Annotated in this window: 1 protein-coding gene; it reads left to right on the top strand. The window is 65.7% G+C overall.

The features are described 5' to 3' along the window. Positions 1–90 precede the first annotated feature (90 nt). Positions 91–19,242 carry a CARDB domain-containing protein gene (locus tag J3U87_RS27795; protein ID WP_237379050.1) on the top strand — a complete coding sequence of 6,384 codons (19,152 nt, stop codon included), beginning with the start codon at positions 91–93 and terminating at the stop codon, positions 19,240–19,242. Positions 19,243–19,634: the final 392 nt, after the last annotated feature.

The following is a 19,634-nucleotide window of genomic DNA, read 5'->3' as shown; positions in this document are numbered from 1 at the left end:
AGCCGGCGCGCCCCATCTCCATTTTTTGTTGCCGCGACCCGCGTGTCGAATCGGCCTTTCTCCGCCAAGGTCACGTTTGAAGGAAGTCCCATGAAAAGATCCCTTTTCCGTCACATCCTACTCTTGTGGTTGGGCGCAGTCCCATTGGGATTTGGCGTCATCCATGCCGGACCCGCTTGTGTCGTGTCGCCCAATTTCGCCCAGGGAACCGAATCGACCCGATCCAAAATGCCGGACGCCCGTTTTCAATTGGATCGCGTGGTTGGGAATGTGGCGGTTTTCCGCTTTACGGGAGATCCCCAGGATTTTGGATACCAGGCACTGGGCCCGTTGAATCCCGAACTGCGCCAGGCGATGATGGGTGCCGTCTACCAGCATTTTGGCGATCTGTATCATTTTGCGGTGCTCACTTCCGACTTCACCTATATCGAGGGTGTTCAAGCCTTTTACCTACCGATCCGCAACGACGTCGCGGGCATCGGCTTGGAAAACTTCGACCGCACCGCCGACTTCCACAGCGCGGGTCGCTTGCAAGGCCTGATCGAGCTTGGCGCGCTCGACAAATTCGCGACAGGCGGTCTGGTCGATGCGCTTTCCCTTCGCGACGTTCTGCTTCACGAGTTGGGTCACCGCTGGTTGGCGCATGCCCGCTTTCTCGATGGCGGCAGTCCTTCGGCAGACTTGCTGAGCGGCAGCGGACACTGGAGCTACTGGTTGGACAGCGACGCGTCGCGCATGTACGGCCACGACTGGGCGCGGGTGAGTGACGACACCTGGCAGGCGCGGGGCGTGGAGCTGCGGTATTCCGACCTGGATCTATACTTGATGGGGTTTCTGCCTGAGGATCGGGTCGCGCCTTTGACCCTGTTGCGGCCCATCGGCACCGCCTCACCGCCCGACAGCCCCCTCAGTCCCGGCCGGGAAGCGCGCGCTGCCGCAGAAACCATCGAAATCGACCGGTTGACCGCGGCGATGGGGCCCCGTGAGCCGGCCTATGACGGCCGACTTCAATCGTTTCGCGTCCTTTTCATTTACCTGTATGCCGAACAGGCGCCTTCGACGACGACGCTCGCCCAAGTCGAACTGGGCCTCGGCGGAGCCGCCAACCTCTTCCGTGAACAGACGCGCGGGCTGGGACACCTGGACTTTCGACCCGCTCCCATCGCCGCCGATCGCAGCGAGCCCGATACCGCCGTCGCTTTGACCTTCTTGCAAAACCGTAGGGGGTCGACCGGGCTCTGGGCGGATCACGAAGCCACACTCGTCCGTGACTCGTCCGCGGCCATCCGTGCCTTGGCCCGATTCGGGGTGGACGTCCGCGCGGAGCTGGACCTCCTTGCCTCACTCGAAGATCGCAACGTGGACGAGACCGCTCGGATTCTGGCGACACTCTCCCATTTCAATCGAGCCGACGAGGATCGGCTGACAGACCTGCTTGACGCACAAGGCGACGACGGTGGATTTGCGCTCAGGTCCGGGTTCAGGGCTTCTCCCTTGGACACCGCTCTGGCGCTCGGCGCCTTGAATGGGGTGGCCGAAACGCGTGCGCGTGAGGCTGCCGACCGGGCCGTGTCCTGGTTGCTCGAGCGGCAGGCTGGCGACGGCGCCTGGGGCCTCGACGTCGGCGCCGCTTACGAAACCGCCGAGGTGCTGGCCGCCCTGGCCGGCTATTCCGGTTCACCGAGCGGTTTGGAAGAGGCCCGCACCCGGGCCACCAACTGGTTGCTCGGCTTTCAAGGGGCGCACGGCGGGTTGGGCCAGACCGACGTCGATTTCGCCGTGACTTGTGCGGTGCTGCGCGCGTTGGTGGCGGCGGGTGGATTGGACACGGCCGCCAAATCGTTTCTCGAACGCGCGCAAACGACCGCGGGCGGCTGGAACGATTTGATTCACGATACCGCCATCGTCCTGGAAACCCTGGACATGATGGCCGATACCGAGTCGCCCGATCCCGCGCTCGACCGGGCCTCGATCACCCTCGTTCCGGCCAATCCGGTGCCAGGCCTGCCTTTGACAGTTTCCGCCGAGATTCGCAACCTGGGCAGCGGCCAGGCCGAGGACCTGTCCTTGACCCTGTATCGTGGCGAGCCCGAAGACGGCGGCGAACAACTGGATCGGGCCACGCTTGGCCAGCCACTGGCCGCCGGCGCCGCGGCCCGCCTGGAAACGACCTGGACCCTTCCCGACGATGTGGAGGCCTTCACGCTGGTGCTCGTCGTCGGCAGCAGCACACCGGACGCGGCACCGGCGAACAACCGGCTCTCGTTCCCGTTTCATTTCAACGCACCTACCGCCGATGCCCGACTGGACGACGAAAGCCTGGTTCTGAGCAGCCTGCGTCCCGTCCTGGGTGAGACCTTTCGGCTGCGCGTCCGTGTGGAAAATACCGGACGTCTGCCCTTGAGCGGCGCCGCGCTTTCACTGTTCGACGGAGATCCCAACGGGTCCGGACAGCGCATCGCCGGGCCACTGGCCCTGCCGGACCTGGTCGCGATCACCGGCAACACCGTCGCCGAATTGGACTGGGTGGTGGATGGTCCCACCGGGCTGCGCAACCTGTTCGTGCACGTGGACACCGCCGAAGACCCTTTTCCGGAAAACAACACGTTGCGTCGCACCATCGATGTGCTGGCCGAAGCGGGCGGCGTGGACGTGGCGGTGGACCCGCTCAGCGTCGTGGCGACCCCCAATGTCTTCGAAACCGCGCCGCAATCACTTCGGCTGAGTTACCGACTCGTCGACATCGGTGGCACGGGACCGCAAAGTGTCACCAGCGCATTGTATCTCGGTGATCCGGCCGAAGGTGGTCGGCTCGTGGCCCAGCGTGTGGACGCTCTCGCGCCGGGAGGAAACTTCGATGCCGAACTCACCACCACGTTGGAACACCTGGCTGATTACGACCTGGTTCTGCTGGTGGATACCGGCACCGACAGCGACGTGCGGCCAGAAAACAACCGCCATGTCCTTCGTTTCGACGGCGCCGCCTTTAACGATTTCGAGCTGGTACCGGACTCCCTGAGCCTGACGCCGGGCCTCATCTCGCGCGACAACCGCCTGCGCGTCACGGTGCGCAACCGCCACCTCCAGCCGCGTACCGGAGTGCCCGTGCTTTTCAGTGCCGACAGCGGCGGCGGATTCGCACCGCTGGGACGCGCCACGGTCGATTTGCCAGGGGCGGGAACCGCCGTGGCCGAGCTCGTGTGGCCCGCTCCGGCAGAAACCCAGAGCGGCACCCTTCGCGCCGATCTGGATCCCGACGCCGCCTGGCCCGAGCTGGACGAAGGCGACAACCGCCTGGAAATACCGTACGCGACGCGCGCCGACGATCAGGCCAATCTGCATCTGGGCTCCGACGCCATTGCGCTTTCGGATCCGCCCTATCGCGAGGGTGGCCGGCTCGAGGTCCGTGTCACCGTTCGGAACACCGGGGGTGTAGCCGCCGACGGCCGTGTGAACCTGTACCTCGCGAGCCCCGAGGGTGCCTCGATCGCACCGGAACAGACGGTTGCCGCACTCCAACCCGGCGAGGGCCGCCTCGTGACCTTCGCCATCGATCCGATCGCGTTTCGCGGGGAGCAGGTCCTCGTGGCCCAAGTCGCTACGGATGACCCCGAATCGGATGCCGACGACAACACGGCCTACCGGCCCCTGTTCGTGACCGGCGGTCCCAACGCGGGCTTCGGACCGACGCCGATGATCCTCGATCCGGTTTGGCCGGCGGTCGGCGAAACCGTAACCGTTCGCGTCGCCCTGCAAAACGGTGGTGGCCAATCGGCCGAAGATCTCGTGGTTGCGCTTTATGCCGACGATCGCGACAGCGTACCACTCGACCAGACCCAACTGGATCTCCAGCCTGGAAGCGCCGAGGTCGCCCTGACGTTCGTGGTGCCCGCCGATCTCGAGCGACTCGTCTGTGTGCTCGATCCGGAAAACCTGATCGCAGAGCAGGTGGAAACCGACAATACCGCCTACTTGGGATTCACGCCCCGCAGCGGGGAGATCGCCGTCGACCGCACCGTCTTTTCGCCCAACGGCGACGGTGCTGCCGACAGCGTCACGCTTTTCTGGAACACCGAGGAACCCGAAGTGGATATTGCCTTGTTGGACGGCTCGGGCCGGCGCCAACAGGATTGGCGCGGACGGCAGGGGAGCGGCTCGCTGGTTTGGAACGGTCTCGGTGCGGATGGCAAAGCCCTGTCCGACGGCTACTACGTCTTCAGGCTCAGCGAATCGGCGTCCGGATTCGCCATCGCCGACATCACCGTTTCGCTGGACACCAACAACACCCGGATCCGCGAGGCGCTGGCCTCACCCGATCCGGGCTTTTTCGACACCCTGACCTCGGCGTTTGTCGGCGGTTCCGAATGGGCCGGTTGGGCCGAGGACGGCAGCGCCCTGATCGGCCGCTTTCCCTCCGGTCCACCGATCGTGGTGGCACCCGACGGCGGAGCTTTCGAAGAGTGGTATATTGAAACAGATCAGGTATTTACGCTGCCAGGACAGCCTGGCAGGTTGCTGATCGCCGGACCACTCGACTACTTCGATTTTCCCTATACCTTCACCGTGGCCGTCTATGGACCGAATCAGGAGACGGAGGCCTCCTTCGAGTTGGAGGAAGGCCACGTGGTCCTCGCCTGGGCCAATCGCGAACAGGTCCTGGTGGCGCAGAACGGCACCCAACTCTTCCTGATCGATCTGGACGACGGCGAACGCCACGAGCTGCATCCAGCCGAGGGCCAGTGGGACCAGGTCATCGGGGGTTTCGCGTACCAGGGTCACGTTTACGTCGTCGAACGCCGGAACGGCAGCGCGCCGAGGTTGGTGCGCCTCGCGCCTGATGGCACGGGCTTCCGCGAGATCTACGTGTTCGAGCAGGCCCCCACCGGCGGCTTCATCAAGACCCTGCATCGCGATCGGGGATACCTGGCGTTTGGGCTTCAGGCCTCCGAGTTCAGTAACCCGGTCGATTTGGTCTGGTTCCACATCGACAGCGGCCGTGCTTTCCGCTGGCTCGAAGCCTTCCCCGATGCCGAGCCCGATCCCACCGTCGCGCTCAGTGATGGACGCCTGATTCGCACGCCCGAAACCAGCGGCTCGACAGACGTCGTGGTCCTCCTCGACTGGCCGAGCGGTTCGCGATACCCGGTCTACGACAGCGGCCAGCCCGATTCGCTGATCAATCTCCTGCAGGGCCTGATTTCGCCGGATGGTGCCAAGATCGCCACCCGAGAGCCCTTCCCCGAGCAGGGACTGTACACCACCCGCCACAATCTGGGCCTGATCTTCGAGGCCTTCACGCTCTCCGGCGGTGTGGTTCGCCTCCAAGGCACGGCGACCGACCGCCATTTCCGGGATTGGGTTATCGAGGCGGCATCCCTTGCCGAACCAGATACATGGATTCCCACAGGCATGTCTGGCGATTTCAGTGTCGTCAATGGGTTTCTCGGGAATTGGCTTCCCGAAGATCCCGGCGCCTATCTGCTGCGCCTGACCGCACGCGATCGCGCCGGTAACGAGCGGCGCCGGTTGGTGAGCGTCCGCGTTCAGGAGCAGAAGCCGTTCTACGACGCGTTTCCCGACCATCTGTTGATTTCGCCGAACGGCGACGGCGTCGCCGACGCGGTCACCATGCAGTTCCAGGTTCGGGCCGCCTTCGAAGCGAACCTGACCGTTTCCGATTCGGAAGGGCGCCCGCTGTTCCAGAGCCAACAGTTCTTCGGCGCCGGCACTCAGGGCAGCTTGACCTGGCACGGCCGCGACGCCGGTGGCGCCGTGGCACCGGACGGCCTCTATCGGCTCGACCTGAACGGTATCGCCTTCCAAGTCACGGTCGATACGACCCCGCCCGAACTGACCCTGGCGCTCGACCCCCCGCGACGCGAACGCAACCAGGACGACGTCTTGACCATCGTGACGCGTTACGCACTGGAAGTGGACGATTTGCACCTCGCCTCCTGGCGCCTCGAAAGGCGCCGTCTCGAGGATGTCAACTGGACGGTCGTGCGTGCCGAGCACGCTGCCTACGCCACCAATCCGGGCAATCTCGATCGTCTGGACACGCTTGAACAGGTTTTCGAACAGGAGTTCCGGCTGGTGGCCGAGGACCACGCCGGCAATCGGGCCACCTTCACGACGGGCTCGGCCGTGGCCGCCAACCTCTGGCTGTTGGCGGGCCCCGACGACACGCCGTTCCTGGGCACCGATGGGTCCGCACCGATCCTGGCCCAAACCGCGATCGGCGGCCTCGAAAATCTCGACCTGGTGGCGCTCGTTCCCCGGGATCGCTTTCCCCTGACCCTGACGGCCCTCGAGTACGGCGGGGACACCGACGATTTGGTCACCCTGACCGAGCTGGACGCCGAGCGCAGCCTCTTCGAGGGACCGCGCTTTCAGCCCGGCCTCGCCGAAGCCAATCTGCCGTCGGATCGCGACGTGATCTTCCGACTGGTGTGCCAGGACCGGCTGGGGGGCACCTGGCGCTCCGAGTTCATGCGGCGCCTGATTCTTGCGCCGCGAATCGATTTCATCGGTTTGGAACCGGACGGCAACGGTGCCTTTCGCGTCGATTACCAGGTCTCGGTCGACAAGGACAGCGGCGTGCGCACCATGTCCGGCCGGGTTCTGGGCGGCGTGGATGTCGATCGCCGTTTCGATACGCCGATCGTCCTGAGCGCCCGCCCCTTTTCCGGAAATATCTGCAAGCCCGACCGCTACCGCGGCATGTTCTTCCAGGCTGACTGGCCCGACAATTTGCCGCCGAATGCCGAGCCCGGCCTGGTTCGCAAAAGGATGTTGCTCGAGAACGTGGTGTTCAATCCGGGCGAGCCCGACGAAATCGCGCTGGGCACGCTCACGGTGGGCACCCTTTGCGGCATCAATACCGTCACCGTACGCCCGCTCTACGACCATTGCCGTGACCAGGGCCAGAGCCGGCGGACCTACCTCGTCGCCGAGGCCGGAGATACACCGAGTTTCCCCGCGATCTCCCTGTTCGCGGATGCGGCGGGCACCGTGCCGCTGGCGCTCGACCTGCGCCCTCCGTTGCTGGGTGAACGGCGCTTCGAGATGGACCAGACCGAGCTGCAAACCGAAGGGGAACACCTGGTGTACGCCGTCGTTCGCGACCGGGAAGGACACAACATTCGCATTTCCCCGACGCTGGGTCGCGCTCAGATTTCCTTCGAATTGGTGGAAACGCTGGACAGCACCGAACCCCTGGTTCAATTGGCCGGAATCATTCCCTTCACTCCAGAGCCGATCGAGATTTTTGTACCCGATCAGGTGATGTGCGCGCCTTCCGAGCGCGAATTGCAGCATGCCCTCGACAACCGCGTGCCCATCGCTCGCGAGTTACAGGTGAGCGTCGCGTCCGCGAGCCATGCACCGCAACCGTCGCCGTCTCACTTGGGGATGCCCGTCTTCTCCGCCTGGGCCGTGCCCGTGGGCCGCGATACGCCGCGCGTCGAAGTGGATCTGTCCGCCCCCGCACCCACCGAATTCCCCACGATCGACATTGCGCCCTGGGCCGCCGCCGGATATGCGGCGTGGGAGCTGCACCTCCAGGCGATCAACGACGCGGGCTTCTGCAACGAGGTCACCGCCGTCGTGCAGCTCTCCGGTGACGCCGAATCGCTGGCCGCCGGGCTGACCTTGTTCACCGTTGGCAGTGATGCCGTCACGCGGTTCTCTCCCAACGGAGATGGCCGCCGCGAGAATGCCATCGTGCCCGTCGGCCTCGAAGGCTCGCTTCAGGTTGCGGCCTGGATCGAGAGTTTCGAGGGGGTCGATCAGCCGCCCGTCCGCCTGTTGCGCGGCGGTGGCGAAGTCGGGCCAGGTCGATTGACCCTGCATTGGGACGGCCGCAATGATGCCGGGGAACGCGTCGCCGAGGGAGCCTATCGCCTGGTCGTCGCCGGTTATGCGTCGTGTGGCACCGAGGTTCGCCGCGCGACCACGCTGCACCTGGACACGTCGCTGCCCGAATTGGCACTGCTGTCACCAGCGGCCGGAGCGGTCACCGTTCCCTCGGGTGTGCGCGTCGATGCCTCCGACGCTTCCGAATTGGCTTGGGTCCGCTTGACTGCCGCACCTGCCGAGGCCCCCAACCAAGCGAACATCCTCGCGGACCTGACGCGCCCGACGGCCTTGTCCGATCGCCGCATCGCCGGTTTGTCCGTCACCGCGCCGGGCGATTACCTGATTCATCTCTCCGCCGAAGACCTTGCCGGCAACCGGGCCGAGACCAGTGTGGTCGTTACCGTCGCGCTCGATCCCGTGATCGCGCGATGGGAGGCGACCGGCGATCTGCTCTCGCCCAACGACGACGGCCGTCAGGACGGTGTCGTGCTTCGCTACGAGTTGCGTGCGGCCGCCAACCTGACACTGACCGCCCAAGGCCCGCAAACCCATGTGCTGCGTGCCGACGTTCCCGCCGGAATCGGCTCGGGCGAGTGGTTTTTCGACGGTCGGGTCGGTGGCGCGAACCTGCCGGACGGCAGCTATACCTTGATGCTGTCCGCAACCACCGACAGTGGCGTCAACAGTGCCGAGTTGGACGTGCAAATCGATACCCGCGCTCCGAGCATGACGCTGTCCGAACCGGAAGCGGACACCGTGAACAATCTGGATCGCGTTCCGGTGGTGGTGACCTTGTCCGATGGTTCCGGCAGCGGGGTCGGGGTTTGGGACCTGGCCTTCGAAACCCCGGGCCAGGCGCGCGTCGTCGTGGCCGAGGGCAGTGGCGCGCTGGATGGCCGGACCCTGGTCGAGCTGGATCAACCCAACGAGGGGCTTAACCGGCTGTTCTTCACGGCCGCCGACGTGGCCGGCAACGTCTCGACCCGGCAAGTCGATTTCTACCGCGATCGCACCGCTCCGCGACTGCGCATCGATGTACCGGTGGCCAACCATGTGGTCAGCCTCGGCCAAACGTTGAACGTGGCCGGCACCTTCGAAGAGGCCTTTCCCGAGGATCTGGTCCTGTCGCTCGTGCACGAGGACGAATCCGATCCGCGCTGGCGCCAAGAATGGGACGCGGCCGCCTTGGCCGATCTGGCCGAGGGGTCCTTCGCGGCCTCCGTCGCGGTCGACGATATGCCCGACGGCCGCTACACCCTTCGCGCCCACATGATCGATCGCGTGGGGCTCACGGGCACGCTCGAGGTGCCCGTGGCCATCGACACGCGGCCGCCGGAGGTGGCCCTCGACGCCCTGCCCAACGGTGGCTTGCTGGCCGCACCCGTCGAGATTCGGGGAACGGCCCGTGATCTCCAGCTCGCCTGGTACGAGCTGGCCCTGCTGCCTTTGACGCAGGGCAAACGCGATGACCGGGACAAGGAAGACGGATTCGTCACCCTGTTCCGCGGTGCGGAACCCGTCACCGACGGCGTGTTGTTCGCCTGGACCCGCCTGCCGCCGGACGGCACCTATCGCCTGCGCCTGCGCGCCGCCGACGCGGCGGGCAGCATCTCCGAAACGAGTCGTGACCTGGTGGTCGATCGCACGCCGCCCGGCCCGCCGACCGGCTTGCTCGCCGAGGCTGCGTTACTCGAGACGCCGGCCTTCAGATCCGCTGTGACGCTGACTTGGGCATCACCCGGCGATGGCGATGTGTTCGGGTATCGCGTCTACCGAAACGGCACCTCGCTGACCGAGGCTCCGCAAGCCGCCACGTCGTTCCGCGACGAACCCGTCCGCGACGGGCTCTGGCTGTACCAGGTTCGCGCGATCGACCTGGCGGGCAACCTGAGTGAGTCCGCGGAAGTCGAACTCCTGGTGGATGCGACGCCGCCCGTGCCGTCCCTGTCCGCACCCGTGAACGGCCAGGTCGTCGGGGGCCTGCTGGACGTCGTCGGCAGTGTGTACGACGAGCGCCTGGTTCACTGGTCCCTGCACTACGGCGTGGGCGTCAATCCCCAGAACTGGCTGCCGCTCGCGGAAGGGACCGAAAACGTCGGCTTCGGGCTCTTGGCCCAATGGGCTGTCGCCGGACTGGTCGAAGGGCCGCATTTGCTGCGCTTCCGGGCCTCCGACGCAAGCGGCAACGTGGGGGAACGATTCGTCGAGGTCCGGGTCGAGAACCAGCCTCCGGCCAAACCCGCCACGCCGACCGTCGCCGCGCTCGGATCCAACCCGGGTCGTTTGCGTGTGACCTGGGCGCCCAATGCCGACGCCGACGTGGCCGCCTACCGCGTTTTCCGCGACGGCGCCTACATCGGGCGGGTGGACGGCTTCAGCACCGCCTGGCTCGATCCGCCGGTGGGTTTGGGCGATTTGCCCGACGGCACTTACACCTATCAAGTCGGTGCGGTGGACCAGGCCGGCAACGAAAGCGCGCTTTCCGATCCTTCCGACCCCTATCTGCACGATCGCGAGGCGCCCCACGTGGCGTTCCTGCGTCCGCTGGACGGAGCCCGCTTCGAATCGGACCTGACTCTCGAGGCGGTCTCGAACGCTCAGGACATCCAGTCCGTCCGCTTTCAGTACAAACTGCCCGCCGACGTGGATTGGACCGACATCGCCACTGACGGCGAGCAACCCTGGCTGGTGAACTGGACTCCTGCGATCGAGGACGGCGAGATCCAGTTGCGCGCCGTGGCGGAAGAGCAGGGGAGTGGTGAACTCGATCCCGCGCCACCCGTGATCACCGTGACCAAGGGCGACACCACCGCTCCTGCGGCCCCGGCCATCACGGCCGTTCGATTGCGTGGGGACCGTGTGGAACTGGATTGGGAAACCCAGGGCGAGGCCGACCTGGACCGCATCCATCTCATGCGAAACGGCGCGCTCGCCGCCGACTTGGACGCCGCGACATCCACCTTCGCCGATTCCGGCCTGGCCGCGGGAACCTATCGCTACCACCTGGTGGCCGTCGATACCGCGGGCAATTCGAGCCAACCCGGCGAATCGCGCCAAATCATGCTTTTCGCCCCGACGCTGGACGAGCCCGCCCTGCGATTCGAAACCCCGGCCGTGGCCATCGAGGGATCCGGCGCGACCGCACCTTTCGAAACGGTCGAATTGCGGGAGGGCACCGAGGTGCTTGCCACGGCCCAGGTCAATTCGGTGGGACGGTTCCGCATCGAGTTGAGCCTGCCCGAACCGGGCCTGTTCACCTATCGAGTCGTGCAGCGCGATGGACAGGACAACGAGAGTCTGCATGCCGACATGACCGTGATTCGCGTGCGCCCGGCCGAAGCGGCCACCGATCTCCAAGTTGTATCCGATGGTGGCGATCCGGCCGATGCGATCCTGAGCTGGCAACCGCCGGCCGTCGACGCGGCGTACCTCGCCGGTTACCACCTCTCGCGCGGCGAGGCCGAGCTTCAGCCGCTGGTGTCCATGTCCGCCGCCCAGTTCGCCGAGGTTCGGGCCAATGGGGTTCCTGTGGCCAGCTTGACCGACGGCGATGCCGGCACCTTGTGGCAGGGCCGTTTGGGCGCCAACGAAATCGTGTTCGATTTCGCGCAACCGGCGGCCTATGCGGGCTTGCGCATCGAGTGGGACACCAGTCATCCGATCCCCGCGTCTTTGGCGGTTCGGTTGGAGAGTCACGGCGTCGTGATTCCCTGGCGGGCTTTGGATCTGCCCCTCGGTTCCGTGTTCGACACGCGCGAATCCGGGCTGGTCGACCAAATGCCGCTGACCGGTCAGGTCATCCTACGGCTCGATGCAACGGAAGGCGCACCCGCCATTCGCGAACTGTCGCTCTACCACCAGCCCCTGATCGCCCCCGCTGCTACCGGCTACACCGATTCCGATCCGGGCACCGGCCGCCACGAGTACCGCCTGACAACCCGCTTCGTGGATGGCGGCTCGGCCGAAATCGGGCCCGTCGTGCTGAGCCTTGGTGACGTGGAAGCCCCCCTGCCGCCGAGTCAATTGGTGGTGTCGCTCGAGGGCGCCGATGCGCGGCTCGCATGGGTGGCTTCTCCCTCGGCGGACGTGGCCTTCTACCGCGTCTATCGCGACGACCGAGGCTTGGCCGATGCCGTCACCACGGCCTATGTGGATGCGGCGTTGCACAGTGGGACCTTCGCCTACCGGGTGACCGCGGTCGACGGCTCCGGCAACGAAAGCGAACCCAGCGAAACCGTATCGGTGACCCTCAGCGGCGGCGTGGCCACGGCTCCCGTCCTGACCGCCGAGGTAGATGCCGACGGAAGTGTTCTCCTCGTCTGGAACTACGATCGCGAAAGCACTGGTTTTGATGGCTTTACCGTCGAACGTCGCTTTTTGGAAGATTCAGGATTCGAGGTGGTTGGGCCCGGTGATGGCCAAACCCTGACGGATTTGGTTTTCCGCGACACCGGCAGCTTACCCGCCAACCGCACCCTGGTGTACCGCGTCGCGGTGCTCGACGTTGAGGGCCGCGCCACGTACTCGAACCTGGTCAGTGTCGTCGTACCGCTGACTGCCCCGACCTTCAGTTGGCCGGCATCCGCAGGATCGCGCCTGACCCTCTACCGCGGCCGCACCGAGCTGACCGGCTTCGGTGAACCCGGTGGTCGGGTCCAGATCCACCGCAACGGGCGGCAGGAAGTGGAGGCCACGGCCCTTTCTTTCGATCGCGTTCGCGACCTGGGATTGGTCGACCGAGAACCACAGCGGCTGGTATTTGGTGCCCAAGGCATCGTGCTGGTACCGTCCGCGGTCAGTCGCTACATGGTCATCCACGATCCCGAGTCCCAAAGCTCGCGCAGCATCACCGCCTCGCGTCGGTTCAGCCACCTGACCGTCGACGACGAAGGTGTGTTCGCGGCGTTCGTCGACGCCTACAGCGATGCCACCGGATTCGCCAAACTGCTGCACATCGCCTCCGGTGAGGTGCTCACCGTTCAGGGCGGCTTCGTCACCGGACCACTGCTCTGGCGCCGCGATGGCCGCCTTTGGGTGGTCAACGGCGCGACGATCTCCATGCACGATCCGAGTTCCGGCCAAACCGAAGCACTTTTCGAACACGACGAAGCCATTTCCCAATTGATCGATGCGCCCGCCTTCGGTGGCGTGTTGGTGGTTTCGGGCGAGGCGCCGGTCCGCGTCGCGTTGCTCCGGGACGATTTGCAGCCGAGTCTGCTGTTGGAGCGCGAGGTCCTGCGAGACCCGGTTTGGGCCGACGGCGCCCGCAGACTGGTTTGGCGAGATGGCAGTGAGCGGTGCTTCGCGCTTGGGTTCACCGTCGATGCCCGGCCCAACACCGCCGAGCCTGTCGCCATCCCGCTGAACAGCCAGATCGAGCGCTTGGTCGGCATCAGCGGCGACGGCCGCTTTCTCTTCGCCGCCACGTCGAGTGGTTTGCCGGTCGCCTGGGACATCTCCGGCCTAATACCGCGGGTCACCTCACTGCCCGAATCCGATCGAACCGTTTGGGGATTCACCAAGACCCGCCGAGACACCCTGCTGTTCGCGAGTCGCGACGGTATTGATTTCCGGTTGTTCGAAGTTCGCCTCGCGGGTTGGTTCCAGGCAGAGCTCTCCGAGTTGGATCCCGGCGAGAACCGCATCCGTGCCAACGTATTCGATCCGATGAGTCTGGACCGGGGCCCCTTCGGCGCCGACCTGGTCCTCGATGTGTCTCGGGCTCACCTGCCCGATGCCGTTACCTCCTACGACCAGCTCCGGTTCGTGCCCGCCGCCGCGTCGGTCGGCCAAACCGTGGCCGCGCTGCTCAACGTGCGCAATGGGGGCGGTGGCGATTTGCGCGATCTCGAAATCTCCTGGACCTTGGTCGGTCCTGACGAAAATCCGCGTTTCCTGCCGTCGTCGACCTTGCCGTTGCTGGCTGCGGGCGCGTACGCCACGGTCGGCCTCGATCTGGACACCCGCCATTGGGAGCCAGGCCGTTACCGGCTACGGGCCACGCTCGATGGGCGCGATGCGATCGAGGAGTTGGACGAAACCAACAATGGCGCCGCCCACACCTTCGTCGTCACGGACGAAGCGGGTCTCGCACTGGACCTCGCGACCGAAACCGATCCGATCGATCCCCTTGCGGATCTGGAGCTGACGGCGCGGGTCGTCAATACCGGTGCGGCGGCGTCCGGCTTGCGGGTGTTGGTGCGTTTGGAAACCCTGGCCGGCGAGCTGCTGCACGATTTCGAACCATGGGAAACCGGCACCTTGGTGTCGTTTGCCGAACGGGACCACGCCTGGCGGCATTCGACCGCCTCCTGGCTGGCCGGGACCTACCGCCTCGTTGGCAGCTTGTACCGTGGCGATGACCTGGTCGGTGAACGGTCGCTCGAAGTCACGCTGCGGGCCGATGCCCGACTCGAAGCGGATCTCTCCGGGTTGCCCGGTCGCATCGGTGCGGGAGCCGACCTCAGAGGAAGCATCGCGGTGCGCAACACGTCGGGGAACTACGCGTTCCGCCGTCTCCAGTGGGCGCTGGACATCGAACACGAGGGTACCCTGGCACCGGGCGCCGGCGGCGTCGCACCGGTGTTGCTGCCAGGGGGCGGCTGGGACCTGGAGGTCACCGTTGCCGGGGCGGATCTGCCCCAGGGCGAGGTGACGCTGTGGCTCGCGCTGACCGAGGATGGGCAGACCTATCGTCGGGTCGGTCATCCGCTGACGGTGACCAACGTGGCGCGGTATGCGGCCGAGGCTTCGCTCTACCCGACCCCGGGCGCGGTGACGTTGCCCCAGTCCATTCGGGCCGCCGTGGCCCTTCGCAACACCGGAAACCGCGCGCTTTCGCTTCCGCTGGTGGTCCGGTTACTGGATCTAGACGACAGCGTCCTGGCCGAAGCCGAATGGCTCGCGGAAGCCGAGCCGCACGAAACCGTCGAATCCGTCTTGGTGTTCGACGGTCGTGGCTTGGTACGCGGCACCTATCGACTCCATCTGCACAACCGCGATCAGGGCTCGGCTCCGGTGGCCGTTTCCGTCGAGGCCCTGGTCCAGGTTCGTACCGACGAGGTGCCGGTCCTGCGCTTGGAAGGTTTGCCCGCCGAGGGATACACCGCGGAAAGCGTCGCGCCCGTGGTGGTGGTCGAAGACGATCAGGACCCACTGCCCGAACCCGAGATCCTGCTCAACCATCAGCCGTTCGCGGCGGGTGGGGTTGTCGATGACGAGGGGGTTTACTACCTGGAAGCGACCGTGGTCGATGGAAACAATAACCGGGCCCGCGTCGAGGAAACCTTTTATGTCGATCGCAGCCAGCCCGAGCTGACCGTCACCGGGGTCGAAGATGGCGGGACTTATGGCGCGGCGGTTCATCCCCGCTTCGAGGTCACCGACCTGACGCCCGTTCGGGTGGCCGCCACCTTGAACGATCAGCCTTTTCTGTCGGGTACCGAGGTGGCCGAGCTGGGCGAGTACGTGTTGGTCGTGATCGCCGTCGATCGCCTGGATCATCGAACCGAAACCCGGGTGGCGTTCACGCTGGTGGATGGCGACGAGGACTTGGTTCAGTTTACCGGTATCGCGGATGGGACCGCCTACCGCATGCCCGTGACCGTGGACATCCAGCTCGCGAACGGCGCCTCGTTGGAGGCCTTCACCGTCAACGAAACGTCCGCTACCGCGCCGCTGCAGCTTACCGAAGAAGGCGTCTATCGCCTCGAGGCCCGGGCCGTACGCGGCGAGGCCAGCCAAACCGTTCGGGCGGAGATCGAAATCGACACCACCGTTCCCGAAATCGTGAAAACCGGCGTCGAGGACGGCGGCTACTACCGCGAGTCCGTCTTCCCGGTCATTCTCGTCGATGGCGAGCCGGCCGAATCCAGCCAGGTGACGCTGAATGGAGCGCCATTCGCCTCGGGGAGCGAGGTGGCCGCCGAGGGGGTCTACACCCTGGCTGTCAGCGCCGTCGACCGTGCCGGCAATACCGCTTCCTCGAGCTGCCGCTTCACCATCGACCGCACCGCTCCCGAGCTGCGGGTGTTCGGTGTCGAGGACGGCCAGACCTACGTCGAGACTCTGCTCATCACCTGGCAGCTCGTCGACGATTGGCCCGGCACCGTGACGGCCACACTCGACGGCGAGCCCGTGCAGAGTCCACTGTCCATCGTCCAATCCGGCCAATACACCCTGGTTCTGCACGGCAACGATCTGGCCGGCAACACCCACTCGTCCCGCTACGACTTTGTCGTCGACGGGGTCGAGCCGCTCGTCGTGATCGAGCCCGTGCGCGACGGCGACGTGTTGCGTGGGCCGGTGACGATCACGATTTCCGTCAGCGACACGGCCCGTGCCAGTTACGAGGCCTTTCTCAACGGGCAGCCCTTCGTGTCCGGCCAGACCTTGACCATGGAGGGCGAGTACCTGCTGCGCGTCGAGGCGCTGGGCAGCAACGACAGTGTGCTGGTGGTCGAGCGGCGTTTCACGCTGGACCAGACACCGCCCCAGATCCTGATCGAGGGTGTGGCTGACGGCCAGACCTACGATACACCCGTGACACCGGTCGTGACGGTCGAGGAACTGCATCCCGGTACGGTCGAACTGACCCTGAACGGCACATCCTTCGTGTCGGGCACCACCGTCTCGGCCCACGGCACCTACCGGTTGGATGTCGTCGCGATCGACCTCGCCGGCAACCGCGGCGAACGGTCCCTGACTTTCGCGTTGGGCGATGCGCCGCCGCTGACCATCGAGGTCGAGGGCGTCGCCGATGGCGGCTTCTACGCGGATTCGGTCACGCCGGTGATTCGTTTCGTCGGCGAGGAGATTACCGAGACCGAGATCACGCTGAACGGCGCAACCTTCGCCTCCGCAACGCCGGTCGCGGCGGAAGGGGAATATGCCCTGCGTGCACGGGCCGCCAATGCGACCGGCGAGCGGGCCGAAGTGTCCGTGGACTTCGTCATCGATCGCACCGCGCCGGTCGTGGTGATTTCGGGTGTCGAGGATGGTGTGGTTTACGACCGGCCCGTCCAACCTCGAATCTCGATCGAGGAGGCTTGGCTAGCCGAAACCCTGATCACCCTCGACGAGGCACCCTTCAATTCTGGCACCGTCATTTCCGCCGACGGCAGTTACCTGTTGCGGGTGGTGGCTCTGGACCGTGCCGGGAACCGAACCGAACGCCAGGTCGCGTTCGACTTGGAACTCCAGGCGCCGCTCAGCCTGACGCCCGAGACGTTGGTCTTCGGCGACAGCGAGGTGGCGGTCGAGCAGCCGTTCCTCATTGCCAACCACACCGCCCAGAAGGTCGCGCTCGGTGGCGTGGAGATCGGCGGGGAAGGCGCGCGGGCTTTCTCGTTCCTGGGTTTTGCCTCCCCCACGGTGCCGCCGTTCGGCAACAGGTCGGGCACGATTCGCTTCCTGGCTCCGGCACAGGGTCGCTTCGAGGCCGAGCTGGTGATCCAGGTCGAGGGCGTCGACATGTCCGAGCTGGTGCTGCCGATGATGGGCACCCGCGGGACGCCCGATTTGGTGGTTGCCCCGCTCGAACTCAATTTTGACCGAGTCGATCTTGGCAAGGTCGGCCGGCGCCGGCTCCATCTGCGCAACGACGCCGACCGGTTGGTCGCGCTCGACGTGGCGGGCCAGGACGAGCACTACCAACTGGAAGGCGACACGCCCATCGAGCTGGAGCCCGGCAGTTCACGCGAGGTCGTGGTTCGCTTCGTGCCGGACCGTGCCGGAAACTTCGGTTCGACGATCGAGCTTGCTGAAATCGGTGGGGCGCGTCAGTTCCAGATCGCGCTTTGCGGCACCGGGGTCGACGTCTGGTCCTGGGTCGCCTTGCCCCACGGCCACGGCATGCTTCCCAGCCAACTCCACAAATCCGGGGAGCACCTTTGGTTACGTGACGATGCCGATCTGGCGTGGTTCCACGGGGAGCCTGGCCAGGTGCGGGGACGCGGTTCCCTGGGTACCGGGCGAGGTATTCGCGGGTTTTGGCCCGTGGACGAGCGAACCGCCTATTTCCACCTCGACGAGATGGGCTTCATGCTGCGGCGCGATGCCTCCGAACGCCAGCTTACGTGCGGCGGCGCACCGCGCCACGCGGTGGTCGAGCCGGCTTCCGGTGACCTGCTCTACCTGGATGCCGAAGGGCGGCTCATGCGGCTGGGTGCCGAGGGCAACCTGACCGAATCGACCGTTGCCGGCGCGCTCAGCGATGGCCAATGGCTCGCCGTTCACGAAGATGGTGACCTGCTCGCGCTCGATGGCGCCGGAATGCTTTACCGGGGCTCGCTTTCCGACGCGCCGCTTGCGGCCTGGTTCGACCTGACGCCGTTTCTGGCTGGGGAGGCGCCCGTCGCCCTGGTGGCCGATGTCGACCGGGGCTCCTGGTTGTGCGCGGCTGGTGATCGGCTGCTGCGCATCGACGGCAATGGTCGGGTCGAGACGGCGTTCCGCCACGTTCGCCCACTGCGTTCCGTGGTCGTTCAGGAGGGCTCGCCCTGGTTTGTCGATGCCGATCGGCGCACGCTTTGGCGCTGGGAGAACGGTGGCGCGGACATCCAGTGGACTTCCGAGAATCGCGCATACGAGGCTGTCGCGGTCGATGGGGGAGGGGGTCGTATCTTCTCGATCGATGGTGAGCGGCTCGTCGTGCACCACATCGAGAGCGGTGCGCGCCAGGTTTCGCCCGAGCGACCCGGCTTGGCATCGGTGATCCGCTTGGCCTACGACGGCGACTTGTTCGGTCTCGAAGCCTCTGGGCGCATCCTGCGCATTCGCGACGACGGCCGCACCGAAATCTTGGCCGAACCCCAGGTGACCGGTGCCCCACACGGGTTTGTCGCAGCCGAGGGGAATCTGGCCGCCGTCACCGAGGACGGGCTGTTCGGTCTGCGGAGCGGTGCCCCGTTCTCCATCCCTGTCGGTTTTACCATCGAGGGCGTGACGGCCATTCCTGGCGACCGAAACACGGTGCTCGTCGGCGAGGTGGATTCCTCGCAGGTGCGTCGCATCGACCTTGCGAGCGGCCAGGAAGTTGGGATGTTGGCGTTCGCCCGGGCGCCGCGGGGACTGCTGTGTCTTGGCCCCGAGCATTACCGCTACCAGCATGGGGGCACCGTGTACGAGCGCGAGGGCAAGGTGGCGCGGGTATTGTCCGGTCCCGACCCCATCGGCGAGGGCTGCCTGTTGCCGGGGAGCCCGGTGGATGAGGCCTGGTACCTCGATGGTTCGCGGGCCCAGCTCTTCCGGCTGATGCCCTACGCGCCGCGCAAGGCCGATTGGGGTCGCCGTCATGGGGTGCCGTTGGAGGCCGACATCGACGGCAGCGAGCGTATCGACGTCCTCGACCTCATCTGGCAGTACAACACCACGAGAGGGAACTGAGATGCGCCGAGAACAAAGGTTCCCTAAGCGGAGGCAGCGGGAGCTGACGAGCCACCCCGCGATCAATCCACCGCAGCAATTCAACCAAGCAGTACCCGCCCCAAAAGAGAGTCGTCGAGGCAGTAAGTTGGGCAGGGCCGGTAAGGCCGCCGGCCCGACCAGTCGAAGGGTCCCAACTGTGAGGTTCCCGGCTCAAGAGAGGGTCGTCGCGCCTGTAGGTGGAGCTGCCAGCTCCACCAATCGAAGGACCCAAATCAAACAGTACCCGTCTCATGAGAAGGTCGTAGCGCCTGTAGGTGGAGCTGCCAGCTCCACCAATCGAAGGACCCAAACCAAACAGCACCCGTCTCAAGAGAGGGTCGTAACGCCTGTAGGTGGAGCTGCCAGCTCCA

It is taken from the genome of Sulfidibacter corallicola (assembly GCF_017498545.1).
GTDB classification, from domain to species: domain Bacteria; phylum Acidobacteriota; class Holophagae; order Acanthopleuribacterales; family Acanthopleuribacteraceae; genus Sulfidibacter; species Sulfidibacter corallicola.
This window is presented reverse-complemented; position numbering and strand designations above follow the sequence as displayed.